This is a genomic window from Bradyrhizobium sp. I1.14.4 (assembly GCF_050435825.1).
Lineage (GTDB): Bacteria > Pseudomonadota > Alphaproteobacteria > Rhizobiales > Xanthobacteraceae > Bradyrhizobium.
Window position 1 is genome coordinate 57,271 of the sequence record NZ_JBNDLA010000018.1, and the last position, 17,257, is coordinate 74,527.

Annotated in this window: 13 protein-coding genes and 1 pseudogene; 12 read left to right on the forward strand and 2 right to left on the reverse strand. The window is 64.8% G+C overall.

The genetic code is table 11. The features are described 5' to 3' along the window. Positions 1–10: 10 nt before the first annotated feature. The 12 genes and pseudogenes from ABIB78_RS27970 to ABIB78_RS28025 all read left to right on the forward strand — a co-directional run bounded on the left by ABIB78_RS27970 (position 11) and on the right by ABIB78_RS28025 (position 15,049). Positions 11–1,006, forward strand: coding sequence for an alpha/beta fold hydrolase (locus ABIB78_RS27970; protein WP_429030188.1), 996 nt, complete (start codon positions 11–13; stop codon positions 1,004–1,006). Positions 1,007–1,138: 132 nt separating this feature from the next. Further along, positions 1,139–4,372, forward strand: coding sequence for a bifunctional cytochrome P450/NADPH--P450 reductase (locus tag ABIB78_RS27975; RefSeq protein WP_429030191.1), 3,234 nt, complete (start codon positions 1,139–1,141; stop codon positions 4,370–4,372). A 45-nt stretch (positions 4,373–4,417) separates the two neighbouring features. Continuing rightward, a complete protein-coding gene (locus ABIB78_RS27980) occupies positions 4,418–5,092 on the forward strand; it encodes a spermidine synthase (RefSeq protein ID WP_429030193.1) in 675 nt (224 codons plus the stop codon). Between the two features lie 145 nt (positions 5,093–5,237). Next, complete coding sequence (locus tag ABIB78_RS27985; RefSeq protein WP_429030196.1) at positions 5,238–6,101, forward strand: helix-turn-helix domain-containing protein; 864 nt, start codon at positions 5,238–5,240, stop codon at positions 6,099–6,101. 174 nt (positions 6,102–6,275) lie between these two features. Continuing rightward, positions 6,276–7,400 carry a maleylacetate reductase gene (locus tag ABIB78_RS27990; protein WP_429030198.1) on the forward strand — a complete coding sequence of 375 codons (1,125 nt, stop codon included), beginning with the start codon at positions 6,276–6,278 and terminating at the stop codon, positions 7,398–7,400. Positions 7,401–7,426: 26 nt separating this feature from the next. Continuing rightward, positions 7,427–8,332 carry an intradiol ring-cleavage dioxygenase gene (locus tag ABIB78_RS27995; RefSeq protein ID WP_429030201.1) on the forward strand — a complete coding sequence of 302 codons (906 nt, stop codon included), beginning with the start codon at positions 7,427–7,429 and terminating at the stop codon, positions 8,330–8,332. Between the two features lie 35 nt (positions 8,333–8,367). Beyond that, positions 8,368–10,158 (forward strand): FAD-dependent oxidoreductase, encoded by a 1,791-nt coding sequence (locus ABIB78_RS28000; RefSeq protein WP_429030204.1) that lies wholly within the window; start codon positions 8,368–8,370, stop codon positions 10,156–10,158. Between the two features lie 84 nt (positions 10,159–10,242). After that, positions 10,243–11,586, forward strand: coding sequence for an ABC transporter substrate-binding protein (locus tag ABIB78_RS28005; RefSeq protein ID WP_429030206.1), 1,344 nt, complete (start codon positions 10,243–10,245; stop codon positions 11,584–11,586). Between the two features lie 137 nt (positions 11,587–11,723). Next, positions 11,724–12,383, forward strand: a pseudogene (locus tag ABIB78_RS28010) (ABC transporter ATP-binding protein); the annotation flags it as partial. Continuing rightward, entirely contained in the window at positions 12,380–13,084 is a 705-nt protein-coding gene (locus ABIB78_RS28015) for an ABC transporter ATP-binding protein (protein WP_429030209.1), read from the forward strand. The pseudogene ABIB78_RS28010 and the gene ABIB78_RS28015, both read left to right, overlap by 4 nt. Before the next feature lie 7 nt (positions 13,085–13,091). Further along, complete coding sequence (locus tag ABIB78_RS28020) at positions 13,092–13,958, forward strand: branched-chain amino acid ABC transporter permease (protein WP_429030212.1); 867 nt, start codon at positions 13,092–13,094, stop codon at positions 13,956–13,958. Continuing rightward, positions 13,955–15,049, forward strand: coding sequence for a branched-chain amino acid ABC transporter permease (locus ABIB78_RS28025; protein ID WP_429030215.1), 1,095 nt, complete (start codon positions 13,955–13,957; stop codon positions 15,047–15,049). The genes ABIB78_RS28020 and ABIB78_RS28025 overlap by 4 nt, the downstream gene beginning before the upstream one ends. Before the next feature lie 257 nt (positions 15,050–15,306). Here ABIB78_RS28025 and ABIB78_RS28030 read toward each other — a convergent pair whose 3' ends face one another. Both ABIB78_RS28030 and ABIB78_RS28035 read right to left on the reverse strand, forming a co-directional pair. Beyond that, a complete protein-coding gene (locus tag ABIB78_RS28030; RefSeq protein WP_429030362.1) occupies positions 15,307–15,702 on the reverse strand; it encodes a nuclear transport factor 2 family protein in 396 nt (131 codons plus the stop codon). A 332-nt stretch (positions 15,703–16,034) separates the two neighbouring features. Further along, positions 16,035–17,060: a DUF6709 family protein gene (locus ABIB78_RS28035; RefSeq protein ID WP_429030217.1), complete on the reverse strand. Its 1,026-nt coding sequence runs from the start codon at positions 17,058–17,060 to the stop codon at positions 16,035–16,037. Positions 17,061–17,257 lie beyond the last annotated feature (197 nt).

Genomic DNA, 17,257 nt, shown 5'->3' on the forward strand with positions numbered 1-17,257 from the left:
ATTCCTGACAATGATCGAAATGCCACCGCTGCAATTCGCCGAGACCAACGGCATCCGCATGGGGTTTTACGAAGCAGGTCCCAAGACCGACACGCCGCCTGTCGTGCTGTGCCACGGCTGGCCTGAACTGGCGTTCTCCTGGCGCCACCAGATCAAGGCGCTGGGCGAGGCCGGCATCCGGGTGATCGCGCCGGATCAGCGCGGCTATGGCGCGACCGACCGGCCGGACCCGGTCGAAGCCTACGACATGGAGCACCTGACCGGCGATCTCGTCGGACTGCTCGACCATCTCAAGATCGACAAGGCGATCTTCGTCGGTCACGATTGGGGCGGCTTTGTCGTCTGGCAGATGCCGCTCAGGCATCCTTCGCGGGTTGCCGGCGTCGTCGGCGTCAACACGCCGCATTGGGATCGTGCGCCGATGGATCCGATCGCGCTGTTCCGCCAGCGCTTCGGCGACCAGATGTACATCGTCCAGTTCCAGGATCCGGCGCGCGAGCCCGACCGCATCTTTGGCAGCCGCGTCGAGCAGACGTTCGATGCCTTCATGCGCAAGCCGGTCGCGCGCCCGGCGGGCACGCCGGAGGAACAGCCGATTGCCGGCGTTGGTGCGTCGGCGCGGCTCAACCTGGCGTTCCCGCAGATGATCGCCAACTACGACGCCAAGCACGATCCGCGCACGCCGATCCTGTCGGCGGAGGAGAAGAAGGTGTTCGTCGATACGTTTTCGAGGACCGGCTTCACCGGCGGCATCAACTGGTATCGCAATTTCACCCGCAACTGGGAACGTTCGGCCGGGCTCGACCACAACGTGCGGGTGCCGTCGCTGATGATCATGGCGGAGAATGACGCGGTGCTGCCGCCCTCGGCCGCCGACGGCATGGAGCGGCTGGTGCCGGACCTCGAAAAATATCTGGTCCACGACAGCGGCCATTGGACGCAGCAGGAAAAGCCTGACGAAGTCAGCGCCAAGCTGATCGAATGGCGTAAGCGAAGGTTTGGATAGGCGCTATCCTCAGGTGCACCATCTTTGGCGCGCCTCGAAGGATGAGTGGGACTGGAGCAAGCGGCCATCCTTCGAGACGCGTGCATTGCGCGCGCCTCAGGATGACGGCGCGTAGTGAGGGGCACTTGGAAGATGGCGTCCGGCAACAGACTGAGTCCGATCCCGCATCCGCCGACGAAGCCGGTGGTCGGCAACATGCTGTCGCTGGATTCAACCGCGCCCGTGCAGCACCTGGTGAAGCTCTCCAAGGAGCTCGGACCGATCTTCTGGCTCGACATGATGGGCGCACCGATCGTGATCGTGTCCGGCCACGATCTGGTCGACGAGCTCTCCGACGAGAAGCGCTTCGACAAGGCGGTGCGCGGCTCGCTGCGCCGGGTCCGCGCGGTCGGCGGCGACGGGCTGTTCACCGCCGACACCAGGGAGCCGAACTGGAGCAAGGCGCACAACATCCTGATGCAGCCGTTCGGCAACCGCGCCATGCAGTCGTACCACCCGAGCATGGTCGATATCGCCGAACAACTCGTCAAGAAATGGGAGCGCCTCAACGCCGACGAGGAGATCGAGGTCGTCCACGACATGACGGCGCTGACGCTCGACACCATCGGGCTCTGCGGTTTCGATTACCGCTTCAATTCGTTCTACCGCCGCGACTATCACCCCTTCGTGGAATCGCTGGTGCGCTCGCTCGAGACCATCATGATGACCCGCGGCCTGCCGCTCGAGGGTCTGTGGATGCAAAAGCGACGCAAGACGCTCACCGACGACGTCGCCTTCATGAACAAGATGGTCGACGAGATCATCGCCGAGCGGCGCGGCAATACCGACGTGACCAGTGACAAGAAGGACATGCTGGCTGCGATGATGACCGGCGTCGACCGCGCCACCGGCGAGCAGCTCGACGACGTCAACATTCGCTACCAGATCAACACGTTCTTGATCGCGGGTCACGAGACCACCAGCGGCCTGCTATCGTGCACGATCTACGCGCTCCTGAAGCATCCCGAGGTGCTGAAGAAGGCTTATGAGGAAGTTGATCGCGTCCTCGGACCCGACGTCAACGCGAGACCGACCTATCAGCAGGTGACGCAGCTAACCTACATCACCCAGTGTCTGAAGGAGGCGCTGCGGCTGTGGCCGCCGGCACCGGCTTACGGCATCGCGCCGCTCAACGATGAGACGATCGGCGGCAAGTACAAGCTGAAGAAGAACACCTTCATCACCATCCTGGTGATGGCGCTGCATCGCGATCGCTCTGTCTGGGGCCCGAACCCCGACGTGTTCGACCCGGAGAATTTCAGCCGCGAGGCGGAGGCCAAGCGTCCGATCAACGCCTGGAAGCCGTTCGGCAACGGCCAGCGCGCCTGCATCGGCCGCGGCTTTGCCATGCACGAGGCGGCGCTCGCGATCGGGATGATTCTGCAGCGATTCAAGCTGATCGACGTGCATCGCTACCAGATGCATCTGAAGGAAACGCTGACCGTCAAGCCCGACGGTTTCAGGATCAAGGTGCGGCCGCGCGACGACAGGGATCGTGGCGCGTTCGCCGGCAGCACAAGCGCGGTGGCGGCCGCGCCGAAGGCGCCGCGCGCGCCGGCCACGCGGCCGGGCCACAACACGCCGATGCTGGTGCTCTACGGCTCCAACCTCGGCTCGGCCGAGGAGCTGGCGACCCGCATGGCCGATCTGTCGGAGATCAATGGCTTCGCGGTGCGGCTTGGTCCGCTGGACGACTATGTCGGCAAGCTGCCCGACGAGGGCGGCGTCCTGATCATCTGCGCCTCCTATAACGGCGCGGCGCCCGACAATGCGACGCAATTCGTCAAATGGCTCGAGAGCGATCTGCCGAAGGACGCCTTCGCCAAGGTGCGCTACGCGGTGTTCGGCTGCGGCAACAGCGATTGGGCCGCGACCTACCAGTCGGTGCCGCGTTTCATCGACGAGCAGCTGACCAAACATGGCGCCCGCGCCGTCTATCCGCGGGGCGAGGGTGATGCGCGCAGCGATCTCGACGGCCAGTTCCAGAAGTGGTTCCCGGAGGCGGCGAAGGTTGCGACCAAGGAGTTCGGCATCGACTGGAATTTCACCCGCACCGCAGAGGACGAGCCGCTCTACGCGATCGAGCCGGTGGCGCAGGGCGCGGTCAACACCATCGTGACGCAGGGCGGCGCGGTGCCGATGAAGGTGCTCGCCAACAGCGAGTTGCAGAACAAAGAGGGCGCCCATCCATCGGAGCGCTCGACCCGGCACATCGAGGTCGAGCTGCCGGCCAATCTCAGATATCGCGTCGGCGATCATCTCAGCGTGGTACCGCGCAACGATCCGACCTTGGTCGATTCCGTCGCGCGCCGCTTCGGCTTCCTGCCGGCCGATCAGGTCCGTCTGCAGGTCTCGGAAGGCCGCCGTGCGCAACTGCCGGTCGGCAACGCCGTGTCGGTCGGGCGGCTGCTCACCGAGTTCGTCGAGCTGCAGCAGGTCGCGACCCGCAAGCAGATCCAGATCATGGCCGAGCACACGCGCTGTCCGGTGACCAGGCCGAAGCTGACGACCTATGTCGGCGACGACGCCGCCGCGGCCGAGCGCTATCGCACCGAGGTGCTGGCCAAGCGCAAGTCGGTGTTCGACTTGCTCGAGGAATATCCGGCCTGCGAGCTGCCATTCCACCTTTACCTCGAAATGCTGTCGCTGCTGGCGCCACGCTACTACTCGATCTCGTCGTCTCCGGCGGGCGAGGCGCAGCGTTGCAGCGTCACCGTCGGCGTCGTCGAGGCGGCCGCGAGCTCGGGCCGTGGCATCTACAAGGGCGTCTGCTCGAATTATCTGGCGCGCCGCCGCGCCGGCGACACCGTCCACGCCACCATCAAGGAAACCAAGGCCGGCTTCCGCCTGCCTGACGACAACGCCGTGCCGATCATCATGATCGGGCCGGGCACCGGGCTCGCGCCGTTCCGCGGCTTCCTGCAGGAGCGTGCCGCGCGCAAGGCGCAGGGCGCGACGCTGGGGCCTGCGATGCTGTTCTTCGGCTGCCGCCATCCCGAGCAGGATTTCATCTATGCGGATGATCTGAGGGCGTTCGCAGCCGACGGCATCGGCGAACTCCACACCGCCTTCTCGCGCGCCGATGGGCCGAAGACCTATGTGCAGCATCTCGTCGCTGCGCAGAAGGACCGGGTCTGGGAGCTGATCCAAAGGGGCGCGATCGTTTATGTCTGCGGCGACGGCGGCAAGATGGAGCCCGATGTCAAGGCGACCTTGATGTCGATCCATCGTGAGCGCACCGGTGCCGGCGCCGATGCTGCCGCGCGCTGGATCGAGGAAATGGGCACCAGGAACCGGTACGTGCTCGACGTCTGGGCCGGCGGGTAGCCTCGCGCCTTCGGCAAATGTGCCGGCCATGTTACAAGCCGCCGCATGATTCCCTGGGATAGGATCGATACCGCGCGCATTCCCGGAACCGAAGGCGAATTGCGTCTGATGCGGCGAGGCCACGAGTTCTCGATCATGCTCGGCACCAACGAGCTGATGAACAGCCGCCTGTCCGGCTCGGAAGAGGCGCTCGCGACGCTTGCTGCCAAGAAGATCGACAAGGTCGCAAGGCCGCATTTTCTCATCGGCGGCCTCGGCATGGGCTTTACGCTTCGGGCCGCGCTTGCCGTGCTCGGACCCGACGCGCAGATCGTGGTGGCCGAACTGGTGCCGGCCGTCGTCGCCTGGGCGAGGGGCCCGATGGCGGAGATATTCGGCGACAGCCTGAACGATCCGCGCGTGAGCATCCAGGAGGTGGACGTTGCTAACGTGATCGAGCGCAATCCGCTCAGCTTCGATGCCATTCTCCTCGATGTCGACAACGGCCCCGAAGGCCTGACCCGCAAGGCCAATGACGGGCTGTACGATGTCTCCGGGCTCAAGATCGCACACGCCGCATTGCATCGCGGCGGCGTGCTCGCCGTCTGGTCGTCCGGTCCGAATGCCAAGTTCCCGAAATCGCTTTCCCGGGCCGGGTTCGTCGTCAACGAAATTGCCGTCCGCGCCACGGGCCGGGGCCGCGGTGTACGCCACGTGATCTGGATCGCGGTCAAGGACTAGCTGCGTCGCTATTGCGACGCAACAACGCTGCGCGGAGCACCCGTCGGTTCGATTGTATTGAAAATCGAGGGCAGTTGGGTTTCACTCGCGGCACCGAAGCCTCGAGCCCTTGGTCTGTCGGATGCAGGCGACGTCGAATTTTGGGGTGCAGGAGACGCACGGGATCCTGGGCCGCTTCCAGGCCGATTTCCGCGGCTCGAGCGAAGGGCTCGGCTGGTCATCGGCATTTGCATCGGTCCAGCGCGAACGGCCGTTTGACGGCCACTTCCACGCACTTTCGGACAATCTGATGGTGCTGCATCGGGGCGGCCCGGTCGACATCACCTATGTGATGGACGGCAAGTCGGTTGCCCGGCACATCCCGCGTGGCGGCGTGTTCTTCCTGCCGGCGGGACACACCTGCAACGTGGTGCTGCGTGAGGCGCTGGAATCCACCCATATCTATCTGCGGTCTGACCTGTTCGCGGGCCAGGACGGGGCGCCCAGCCTGATCGGCGGGCTCGCGCCGATGCTCGGCGACCAGGATGCGGTGCTGGAGCATCTCGCCGCGGCGATCGGCGACACCATCACCGGCGGCCTGCCGGCCTCGTCGCTGTTCGTCGATCCGATCGCGCAGGCGATCGCCAACCGCTTTGTCGCGCTCAATTTCCACAAGCCGAGCGTGGAGGCCGGCAAGCATCCGAACCTGCTCAGCAACAGGCAGATGGCGCGAATCCGCGAGTTCGCCGATGCCAACCTCGATACCGACATCCGGCTCGACCAGCTGGCAGAACTCTGCGGCCGCAGCACCGAATATTTCGTGCGCCTGTTCAAGGCGACCAGCGGCATCTCGCCCTACCAATATGTGCTCAATCTGCGCATCGAGCGCGCCAGGGCGCTGCTTGCCGACGAGACGCAGAGCCTGGCCGACATCGCGCTGGCGTGCGGCTTCTCCCACCAGGAGCATTTCACCCGCATGTTCCGCCGCTTCACCGGCGTGACGCCGGGGCGATACCGCCGCAGCCACTAGCTCCCGATGAACAGCGGCCGGGACAGCCGAGGGCGCTCAGTTCGAGCCCTGGGATGATTTTTTCGGTTTTGTGCAGATTTTCTCCGGTTTCGTGCAGGCCCGCCACGGCCGCCCGCCGCTAGCTTTCTCCCAACAAAGCGAAACTTGCCGGTCCGCCGGCCTGGGAGAAATGCCATGAGCATCGCAGCGCCCGACGCCGCACGCCCGCCTGTCGTGGCGGCCGGAGATGCCCGCCGCGACACATTTGCGTACTGCTCGCAACAGTACCGGGTGGTGTTCGGCGCCGGAACATCGGTGCGGCTTGGTGAGGAGGCCGAGCGCCTCGGCATCAAGCGGGCGCTGGTTCTCACAACCCCTGAACAGCAGGATCTCGGGCAACGGCTCGGTGCAGGCCTTGGTGAAAGACTCGCCGGGGTGTTTGCCGGCGCGCGCATGCATACGCCGGTCGAGGTCACCAATGAGGCGCTTGGCATCGTCGAATCCCGCGACATCGACGGGCTGGTCGCGATCGGCGGCGGCTCGACGGTCGGGCTCGGCAAGGCCCTGTCGCTCCGCACGGGACTGCCGCATATCGCGATGCCGACCACCTATGCCGGGTCGGAGATGACGCCGATCCTTGGCGAAACCACCAACGGCATCAAGACCACGCAGCATTCCCAGGATCTGGTGCCGGACACCGTCATCTACGATGTCGACCTCACCGTCAGCCTGCCGCCACACATCTCCGCCGCCAGCGGCTTGAACGCGATCGCCCACGCGGTCGAGGCGCTTTATGCGCCTGACGCCAATCCGCTGACCTCGCTGATGGCGGAAGACGGTATTGCCGCGCTCGCCCGAGCGCTGCCGCGCATCATGGAGGCGCCGGCCGATGCCACGGCGCGGCGCGATGCGCTTTACGGCGCCTGGCTGTGCGGCGTTTGCCTCGGCGCGGTCGGGATGTCGCTGCACCACAAGCTCTGCCATGTGTTGGGCGGGATGTTCGACCTGTCGCATGCGGAAACCCACGCGATCGTGTTGCCGCATGCGGCCGCCTATAACGCCGCTGCGGCGCCTGACGCGATGACCCGAATTGCGCGGGCATTGCGCGCGACAAATGCGCCGCAAGGGTTGTTCGACCTCGCACGCCGGCTCGCGCTGCCGCGCGGGCTAGCCGACATCGGAATGCCCGAGGATGGTATCGCGCGCGTCGCCGAGATGGCCGTGCGCAACCCTTACGCCAATCCAAGACCTGTGGAGCGCGGCGCGATCCAGGACCTGATCGCGGCAGCCTGGCGCGGCGACGCGCCGACGCAGCACTGAAATTTCAAGGTCAAAGGACAACCACGATGGCCAATTTCAACGAGCATGATCTGACCGACGAGGTGCTTCGCAGCTTCGCCAACACGCCGAACAAGCGGCTGAAGTTCGTCATCGAGGAGACGGTCAAGTCGCTGCACGATCTGGTGCGCCGCACCGAACTCACGTTCGAGGAATGGAATCAGGCGATCGAATTCCTGACCCGCACCGGCCAGACCTGCACGCCGCTGCGCCAGGAGTTCATCCTGCTCTCCGACGTGCTGGGGGTCTCGATGCTGGTCGATGCGGTCAATCACCGCGAGCGCGAGGGCGCAACCGAGACCACGGTGCTCGGGCCGTTCTATGTCGGCGAGCACCGCGTCACGCCGCACGGCGCCAATATCTCCGAAGGCATCGACGGCGAAGTCATGTTCGTGCAGAGCCGCGTCACCGACCTTGCCGGTCAACCGCTCGCCGGTGCCGAGATCGACGTCTGGCATGCCGACGACGACGGCTTCTACGATTCGCAGAAGGCGGACTATGCAGCCCACGGACCGTCACTGCGCGCGCGCTTCGTCACCGATGCCGATGGCCGCTTCTCGTTCCGCACCATCCTGCCGTGCAGCTATCCGATCCCGACCGATGGCCCGGTCGGCGATCTCATCACCGCGACGCAGCGCCATCCGATGCGGCCGGCGCATGTGCATTTCCTGGTCAAGGCCGAGGGCTACGAGCCGCTGATCACCCACGTCTTCCTTGATGGCGACGAATATCTGCGCAGCGACGTGGTGTTCGGCGTCAAGGATGAGCTCATTGCGCGCGTCGAGCCGCGCAACGAGCCGGCGCTGCCGAACGGCGAGCGCGTTTCCGGCCCATGGCACCTGATGTCCTACGATTTCCAGATGCGGCCCGGCGCCGGGCTGGTGCCGCAGCCGATGATGTCGGCCGCCGAATGACGATCACAACCAACAGAACGACCAGGGAGAGGACCATGACCAGCAAACCGATTGAGACCGACGTGCTTGTCGTCGGCAGCGGCCCGGCCGGTGCGACGGCGGCGGCGCTGCTCGGCATGTACGGCGTCAAGCACATCCTGGTGACGAAATACGGCTGGCTTGCCGATACGCCGCGCGCCCACATCACCAACCAGCGTGCAATGGAAGTGCTCCGCGATCTCGGTCTTGAGGAAAAGGCGGTCGCGCAGGCGGTGCCGCAGCATCTGATGGCCAACAACGTGTTCTGCGAGAGCCTTGCCGGCGAGGAGTTCGGCCGGCTGTATTCCTGGGGCAATCATCCCTCGCGCAAGGCGGATTACGATCTCGCCAGTCCGACCCGCATCTGCGACCTGCCGCAGAATTTCCTCGAGCCGATCCTGATCGAGGCCGCCGGCCAGCGCGGCACCTCGCTGTGCTTCAACACCGAATTCGTGGACCTGGTGCAAGACGCCGACGGCGTCACTGCAACGGTGAAAGACCGTCTCTCCGGCGAGACCTATCAGATCCGCGCCAAATACCTGATCGGCGCCGACGGCGGCCGCAGCCGGGTCGCCGAAGTGATCGGGCTGCCGATGGAGGGCCAGATGGGTCGCGCCGGCAGTATGAACATCATCGTGCAGGCGGATCTGAGCAAGTACGTCGCGCACCGGCCGAGCGTGCTGTATTGGGTGCTGCAGCCTGGCGCGGAGATTGGCGGCATCGGAGCCGGCCTGATCCGCATGGTGCGGCCGTGGAATGAATGGCTGATCATCTGGGGCTACGACATCGAGCACGGCGAGCGCAAGCTCAGCAATGACGAGGCGATCTCGATCGTGCGCAATCTGGTCGGCGACGGGGCGCTCGAGGTCAACGTTCGGTCCACGTCGACCTGGACCGTCAACGAGATGTATGCCGGCCACTATTCGTCGGGCCGTGTGTTCTGCGTCGGCGATGCCGTGCACCGCCATCCGCCGACCAACGGCCTCGGCTCCAACACCTCGATCCAGGATGCCTACAATCTGTGCTGGAAGCTGAAGCTGGTGCTCGAGGGTCACGCGGCGCCGGCGCTGCTTGGGACCTATTCGGCCGAGCGCCAGCCGGTCGGCAAGCAGATCGTGACCCGCGCCAACAAGAGCATCGGCGACTTCCCGCCGATCTTCGAGGCGGTGGGCCTCGTCGCCTCGACCGATCCGGCTGAAGCACGAAAGGCGATCGCCGCGCGCAAGGCGCCGACCGTCGAGGGCAAGGCGCGCCGCAAGAAACTTTACGAGGCCATCGCCAACAAGAGCTACGAGTTCAACTGCCACGGCGTCGAGCTGAACCAGCGCTACGGGTCGACCGCCGTGGTGTCCGATGGCACGCCGATGCCGGCCTTCATCCGAGATCACGAGCTCTATTATCAGGCCACCACCTGGCCCGGCGCACACCTTCCGCATGTCTGGGTCGAGCATCAGGGCCAGCGCAAGTCGACGCTCGATCTCACCGGCAAGGGCCGTTTCACATTGCTCACCGGGATCGGCGGCGATGGCTGGAAGGCCGCCGCCGCCGCGGTCGAAAAGGTCTACGGCTTGCCGGTCGACGTGGTGACCATCGGCCCGCAGGGCTGCGACGCGCTCGACATCTATGCCGACTGGTATCGCCAGAGCGAGGTGGACGAGGACGGCTGCGTGCTGGTGCGTCCCGACATGTACGTCGCCTGGCGCGCCAGGGAGGCGGCGGCGAATGCCTCCGATGTGCTGCTCGACGTGTTCGGCCAGATTCTCGGCCGCAGTGCGAAGGCGCAGACGAAGTCCGTCGCTGCCGCGTGAAGCGGCGCGACGCAGGTAATTCTTTTTCAGCACGAAATAGACGGCAGCCGGCTTGAAAACCGGCTTGCCTCAAGGGAGGGAAAAATGACCAAGGACTATTTGAACGCCAAGGACCACTTGAACGCATTGTCATTCGATCGCCGCCGTGTGCTGCAGGGCATCGCCGGTGGTTTCGCCGCCGCAGGAACGACCACGTTGTTCGCGCCGGCCGTGCGGGCGGCCAACAAGCCGATCAAGATCGGCTATGTCTCGCCGAAGAGCGGTCCGCTCGCTGCCTTTGCCGAAGCGGATGATTTCGTGCTCGGTGAATTCCGCAAGTTCATCAAGGATGGCGTCAAGGTCGGATCGCAGACCTATCCGGTCGAGGTGGTGACAAAGGACAGCCAGTCGAATCCGAACCGCGCTGCGGAAGTCGCCAAGGAACTGATCACCCGCGACAATGTCAGCCTGATCGTGGTCGGCGCCACGCCCGAGACCAATAATCCGGTGGCGACGCAGTGCGAACTCGAGCAGGTGCCGTGCATCTCCTCGGTCGCTCCATGGCAGACAAACTTCATCGGCCGCCAGGCCAATCCGGGCGATCCGAAGAGCTGGAAGCCGTTCGACTACACCTTCCACTACTTCTGGGGCCTCGAGGACGTGATCGGCGTCTTCACCGGCATGTGGAGCCAGGTCGCGACCAACAAATCGGTCGGCGCGCTGTTTCCGAACGATGCCGATGGCAATGCCTGGGGCGACGCCACGATCGGCTTCCCGCCTGTCATGGCCAAGCAGGGCTTCAGGCTCACCGATCCCGGCCGCTTCCAGAACCTGACCGACGATTTCAGCTCGCAGATCGCAGCCTTTCGCGGCGCCGATGCCGAGATCATCACCGGCGTGATCATCCCGCCCGACTTCACCACGTTCTGGAACCAGTCGCGGCAGAAGGGGCTGAAGCCGAAAGTCGTGTCGGTCGCCAAGGCGCTGCTGTTTCCTGCCTCGGTGCAGGCGCTGGGCAAGGGCGGCAACAACATCTCGACCGAGGTGTGGTGGACACCGACGCATCCCTACAAGTCGAGCCTCAGCGGCGTCAGCGCAGCCGATCTCGCCAAGGGATATGAGCAGGCATCCGGCAAGCAATGGACCCAGCCGATCGGCTTCGTGCATTCGCTGTTCGAGGTCGCGACCGATGCGATCAAGCGCTCCAGCGACCCGACCGATGGCGCGGCGCTTGCGAAAGCGATCGGAGCCACCAAGCTCGACACCATTGTGGGCCAGATCGCGTTCGGCTCCAGCGCGGTGCCGCCGTTCGCGGCGAAGAACATCGCGAAGACGCCGCTGGTCGGCGGCCAATGGCGGCTCAACGGCGACAAATACGACATGGTGATCACGGACAACAAGCTGGCGCCGCAGATCCCGCTCGGAGGCGACATGCAGGCGTTGAGCTAGCTGGCGCGTTGCAGGCAAATTGTTCATCGGAGATGCGCGGTACCCCAAGCATCTCCACCAAGAAATTCATCCGGTGAGCGGCCATGCTGGAACTCCATTCTGTTTCGAAGACGTTCGGCGCGATCGTTGTCGCCGATGCCGTCGATCTGACGCTTGCGCCCGGTGAAGCGCTCGGAGTGATCGGGCCGAACGGCGCCGGGAAGTCGACGTTGTTCAACCTGATCACCGGGCTGTTGCGGCCGAACTCCGGCCGCATCGTGCTCGACGGCGTCGACATCACGGGTCTCTCGCCCGAGGCACGCTGCCGCGCCGGCATCGGCCGTTCGTTCCAGATCCCGCAACCGTTCGATCATCTCTCGGTGTTCGAGAACCTTGCGGTCGCCGCTTTGTTCGGCGGCGGGCTATCGGAGGCGGATGCCGTCCAGCATTGCGGCCGCATGCTTGATCTGACCGGCCTTGAAGTGAAGGCCAATCGGCTGGCGGGGAGCCTGCCGCTGCTCGATCGCAAGCGCCTTGAGCTCGCGCGGGCGCTCGCCACCAAGCCACGCACACTGCTGCTCGACGAGATCGCAGGTGGTCTCACCGATGCCGAATGCCATGAACTGGTGGAAACCATTCGTACCATCCATGCCGAAGGTGTCGGCATCATCTGGATCGAGCATGTGGTGCATGCACTGCTCGCGGTCGTGCAGAGGTTAGTGGTGCTGAACTTCGGCAAGGTCGTCGCCGAGGGCGTGCCGGCCGAGGTGATGCGCTCACGCGAGGTCGAGACCATCTACATGGGAGTGCCGGCATGACCGCACTGCTCAATGTCACCGCCCTCGACGCGTTCTATGGCGACTTCCAGGCGCTGTTCGGCATCGATTTCGAACTCGATCAGGGCGAGGCGGTCGCGGTGATCGGCGCCAATGGCGCCGGCAAGTCGACGATGCTGAAGTCGCTGGCCGGACTCGTGAAGAGCCGTCCCGATTCCATTCGTCTCAGTGGGAGGGCGATCGGCGATGCGTCCGCCGCCAGCATCGTGCGGCTCGGGCTTGCGCTGGTCCCGGAGGGGCGCCAGCTGTTTCCCTCGCTCAGCGTCGAGGAGAACCTTCTGATCGGCGCTTACGGCGGCGAACGCAGCGCTCCGTGGGATCTCGCCGCGGTCTACCGGATGTTCCCGGTGCTGAAGGAGCGACGGCGCGGTGCCGTCACGGCGCTGTCGGGCGGCCAGCAGCAGATGGTGGCGATCGGCCGCGCGCTGATGTCCAACCCGTCGGTCCTGCTGTGCGACGAGATCAGCCTCGGCCTCGCGCCGATCGTGGTGGAGGACATCTACCGCATGCTGCCGCAGATCCGATCCGGCGGCACCGCGGTCGTGCTGGTCGAGCAGGACATCGCCCGCGCGCTGCGGGCCGCCGATCGCTTCTACTGCCTGCAGGAGGGGCGGGTGACCCTGAGTGGACGGCCCGAGGATGTAGATCAGGACACGATCCGCGCGGCTTATTTCGGAGCATGAGGGCGCGATGAACGGATTCGATACCATCATCGAGGGCGTGCTGCTCGGCGGCGTCTATGCGCTGTTCGCGCTCGGCCTGTCGCTGATCTTCGGCATCATGCGTCTCGTCAATCTGGCGCATGGCGACCTGATTTTGCTCGCCGCGTATCTGGTGCTCAGCGCCACCACGGCGCTCGGCCTGCCGCTTGCGGCCGCATCCCTGCTGGTCGTCGTGACGATGTTCGCGCTCGGCTTCGTGTTGCAGCGGCTGGTGCTGGAGCGGGTGCTCGGTGACGACATCCTGCCGCCACTGCTCGTCACCTTCGGCCTGTCGATCGTGATCCAGAACGCACTGCTGCTCGGCTACGGTGCAGACAGCCGCCGGCTGCAGGCTGGCGCCTTCGAATCTTCATCGGTGACACTGGCCCCCGGCCTGAGCGTCGGACTGGCGCCGCTGACGGCGCTGGTGACGGCGATCGCCGCCGTCGCGCTGCTTCAGCTCATCTTCTATCGCACCTCGCTCGGCCGCGCCTTCCGCGCCACCGCCGACAATCCCGCGATCGCGCAATTGATGGGCGTCAACGAGCGTAATGTCTACGCGATCGCGGTCGGGCTCTCGCTCGCGGTGTCGGTGATTGCCGCTATCGTGTTCGGCATTCGCGCCAGCTTCGATCCGTCGATCGGGCCGGCGCGGCTGCTCTATGCGTTCGAGGCCGTGGTCATCGGCGGCCTCGGCAGCCTGTGGGGCACGCTGGCGGGCGGTATCGTGCTCGGGCTCGCCCAGGCGATCGGCGGCCGGATCAATCCGGAGTGGCAGATCCTGGCCGGCCATCTCACCTTCCTTGCCGTGCTGATGTTGCGGCCGCGCGGTCTCTTCCCGGCGAGGCGGACATGAGCGTGGAAAGCATCCGTATCCCGGCAGGCCGGAACGAGCGCGCGGCAGATATGCCGGTGTGGCAAATTCGGGTCGGCACACGGCTGTCGCGCGTTGCGGCCGTGGCCGGCATCGTGCTGGTCGTTGTGCTTGCCGTGCTGCCCGCGATCGCGTCGCGCAATCTGATCCAGGATCTGATCTTCGTCCTCACCATGCTGACCCTGGCCCAACTCTGGAACGTGCTGGCCGGGTGGGGCGGGCTGGTGTCGGTCGGGCAGCAGGCCTTTGTCGGGCTCGGCGCCTATGCGTTGTTTGCCGGCATCGTGATGGCCGGGCTCGATCCCGTTGCGGCGATCCCGCTGGCCGGGCTGTTTGCGGCGCTGATTGCGGCGATGCTTGGGCCGCTGCTGTTCCGGCTGGAGGGGCCATATTTCGCGATCGGCAGCTGGGTCGCTGCCGAAGCGCTACGGCTGATCTGTGCGCAATTCAAGTCGCTCGGTGGCGGCACCGGGATGTCGATCACGCCCAGCGAGCTGTCGCAGATGTTCGGGCTGAAGGCGGTGCAGGGGCTGCTCGGCCTGCGTCCTGCGGCCGCGCGCGACGTGCTGGTCTACTGGCTTGCGCTGCTGCTCGCCGTGCTGGTCACGCTCGGCATCTATGCCTTCATGCGCTCGCGCCACGGCCTTGCGCTGGCGGCAAGCCGCGACAACGCCGCGGCGGCGCGCAGCGTCGGCGTCCGCACCGCGCGGATTCGCCATGTGCTGTGGGTCGCGGTCGCCTTCGCCACCGGCATGGTCGGTGCGCTGGTCTATCTGCAGAAGGCGCGCATTTCGCCTGACGCCGCATTCAGCGTCACGGATTGGACCGCCTATGTGATCTTCATTGTCGTGATCGGCGGCGTCCGCACCATCGAGGGCCCGATGGTCGGCGTGCTCCTGCTGTGGGGGCTCGTCACCTATCTCGCCCAGTATGGCAGTTTGTACTTGGTGGTGCTTGGAACGCTCGCCATCCTGATCATGCTGTTCATGCCGAGAGGCGTGTGGGGCGCGACGGCCCGCCGCTGGCAGGTGCAGCTATTCCCGACACAGCGCTGGCTCGGCCGCAGCCGATAGATTCGGCTGCGCGATCCAGGTCCTCATACCGTCATTCTGAGAGAGTGTGAACGTATGACTCTCGATGACGCAACATACTCGATGTCGTCCCTGCGAAAGCGGGGACCCATACTCCGCGGCGGGTGTTATGAAAGGGACTCGTCGTCCCAGCGGTGCGAAAGTATAAGCTTCGGTGGTTATGGGTCCCTGCTTTCGCAGGGACGACACTGAATCTGTTGTCCAGTCACTGAGCGCTATCGCCTGCGGTCGGCGCAGGCTCAGAACATCGTGTTGTTGTTGGCCGGATTTTCCGGAACGGGCTGCGCCACGTCCCAATGCTCGACGATCTTGCCGTCCTCGAGCTTGAAGATGTCGACGATCGCGTTGCCGCGGGTGCCGGGCTCGCGCACGGCGTGGACATGCAGGATCACGTAGTCGCCGTCGACGAACGAGCGCTTGATCTCACTGTGCGAGTTTGGAAATTTCTCGCGCAGGAAGCCGATGAACTTGCGGAAGCCTTCAGGGCCGTCGGCCGCGCCGGGATTGTGCTGCACATAGCGGTTGCCGACATAGGCGAGCGCCGCGTCGGCGTCCTTCTGGTTCAGCCCCTTTTCGTAGAAGGCCAGCACCGCCTTGCGGTTGGCTTCCTGTTGCGCGTCGCTGGTGGCCGCCATTGCGGCGGAAGATGCGAGCGCGAGGAAGAGAGCGGCAACGGCTGTCCGCGGCCGGAGGATGGTCTTCATTTGGGGACTCCCGGGCTGATGGCGCGCGACCCGCGCGCTGCATGGCGCTCTCTACAGCCTCCATGCCGTGCCCGGAAGAACGCACTCCTGGCTCACATGGTCACCGGGAGATACCAGGCCCTTAAACCCCGCGCGGCGTGACGTGACTGGTGACTACGTCGCTTCGCCCATATAGCGACCAAGTTAGCGCGGCAGCGCAATATGTCGCGATGGGCCAAAAGCGGTAAGTTGGAAACAAATAGCCGCCCGGAATGCGGCCTCGTTTATGGCGAACCGGCTGCGACTAGCTTGCGCCGCGCCGCGACGAGGTCAATGAGCCTGGATCTGTTTTTCTTGTACGCCTTGTCGAGTTCACGAGCGTGGCCGAGCAACACCCATGGCGCCACTCTCTCCAAGTGCTCCATGACCTCGGCACTTTGCGCCTTCCAGGCAGAAGCCCGCATCTTCTGGTTGGAGAAGTAGAGCATCAGCGCATGCGAGCGGCCGATCGGTATCACGCCGTACATCAGTGTCGTAGTCGTCATGCTATAGGCATAGAGCATGTCCGACAGCGGCATCAGTCGGAACCGAAACCAGCCCCTTTGCAAAACATGCGTGTCAGTAATCCGCACGTGGCCGCGAAGCTTCAAGGCAGATCTGGCTGTCGCTATGTCGTGCTCAAGCCGCGCGCTGAGCATTTCCAACGCATTGGCCGACTGCCTGCAGACCGCACGCAAATCGGGATGCGATGATGGCGCGTTCAATCGTGATAGTGCTCGCCCGCCGATCAAGGCAACGAGCGCCAACGGTACCGCAATCAAGATCAGCACGGCCGCAACGGTGGCGGAGGTGTATTGCTCCGTGTCGAGCATGACAGGGAGGAACGCCGCGCTGGCATCGCCACTCCGCTTAGCGAGGCTATTGATCTGGCCGATTGTCTCCATGTCGGCGGCAAGCAGCCCGCCGCTCAGCGCTCTCGCGTCGAGAACGCGATCCGGAGCCGCTTTGATCAGGAGCAAGCGGTCCCCGAGCTGAGCAATGGAGAATATCGCGTGGTCATATTTACGCCGGGAGTAGACGCCGGTCGAAACGACTTTATCGGCCTGCAGTGCGACCCAGTTGCGCGACAGTTGCGGAAGGCTCGTCACCGCGCGCACTTGGTCTTGCGACATCGCAACGACGCCTCTGGCGTAGTTGCCGAGAAACTGTACGTTTTCCAGCACCATGACAGCCGCAAACGCGAACAGCAGAAGGCATACGCCGAGCTGACGCAAGCTCGTGTTGCGTATCTGGCGCTCGACCCATGTCATGCGCATACCTCTGCTTCCGGTCGAACCCGCCTAAAGTTCGGGCGTTTGTCTGCCTGGTCCTTCGAGGCAAGCACCCTGGAAATGTCGCGCGAATGCAATTGCCGATCGTTCGGGAAGCTCGCCAGCCTCAGCCGCGAAGCAAGCGACAAATCCGTCCACAGCCGCCGCGACCATGAATCTCAAGCGTATAGTCGTAC

What these genes read in the sequence shown, in the direction of transcription:
- ABIB78_RS28030 (WP_429030362.1), bottom strand. Translation starts at nt 15,702, where the DNA reads ATGGCGGCCACCAGCGACGCGCAACAGGAAGCCAACCGCAAGGCGGTG.
- ABIB78_RS27980 (WP_429030193.1), top strand. Translation starts at nt 4,418, where the DNA reads ATGATTCCCTGGGATAGGATCGATACCGCGCGCATTCCCGGAACCGAA.
- ABIB78_RS27970 (WP_429030188.1), top strand. Translation starts at nt 11, where the DNA reads ATGATCGAAATGCCACCGCTGCAATTCGCCGAGACCAACGGCATCCGC.
- ABIB78_RS28015 (WP_429030209.1), top strand. Translation starts at nt 12,380, where the DNA reads ATGACCGCACTGCTCAATGTCACCGCCCTCGACGCGTTCTATGGCGAC.
- ABIB78_RS28005 (WP_429030206.1), top strand. Translation starts at nt 10,243, where the DNA reads ATGACCAAGGACTATTTGAACGCCAAGGACCACTTGAACGCATTGTCA.
- ABIB78_RS27995 (WP_429030201.1), top strand. Translation starts at nt 7,427, where the DNA reads ATGGCCAATTTCAACGAGCATGATCTGACCGACGAGGTGCTTCGCAGC.
- ABIB78_RS28020 (WP_429030212.1), top strand. Translation starts at nt 13,092, where the DNA reads ATGAACGGATTCGATACCATCATCGAGGGCGTGCTGCTCGGCGGCGTC.
- ABIB78_RS28035 (WP_429030217.1), bottom strand. Translation starts at nt 17,060, where the DNA reads ATGACATGGGTCGAGCGCCAGATACGCAACACGAGCTTGCGTCAGCTC.
- ABIB78_RS28025 (WP_429030215.1), top strand. Translation starts at nt 13,955, where the DNA reads ATGAGCGTGGAAAGCATCCGTATCCCGGCAGGCCGGAACGAGCGCGCG.
- ABIB78_RS28000 (WP_429030204.1), top strand. Translation starts at nt 8,368, where the DNA reads ATGACCAGCAAACCGATTGAGACCGACGTGCTTGTCGTCGGCAGCGGC.
- ABIB78_RS27990 (WP_429030198.1), top strand. Translation starts at nt 6,276, where the DNA reads ATGAGCATCGCAGCGCCCGACGCCGCACGCCCGCCTGTCGTGGCGGCC.
- ABIB78_RS27975 (WP_429030191.1), top strand. Translation starts at nt 1,139, where the DNA reads ATGGCGTCCGGCAACAGACTGAGTCCGATCCCGCATCCGCCGACGAAG.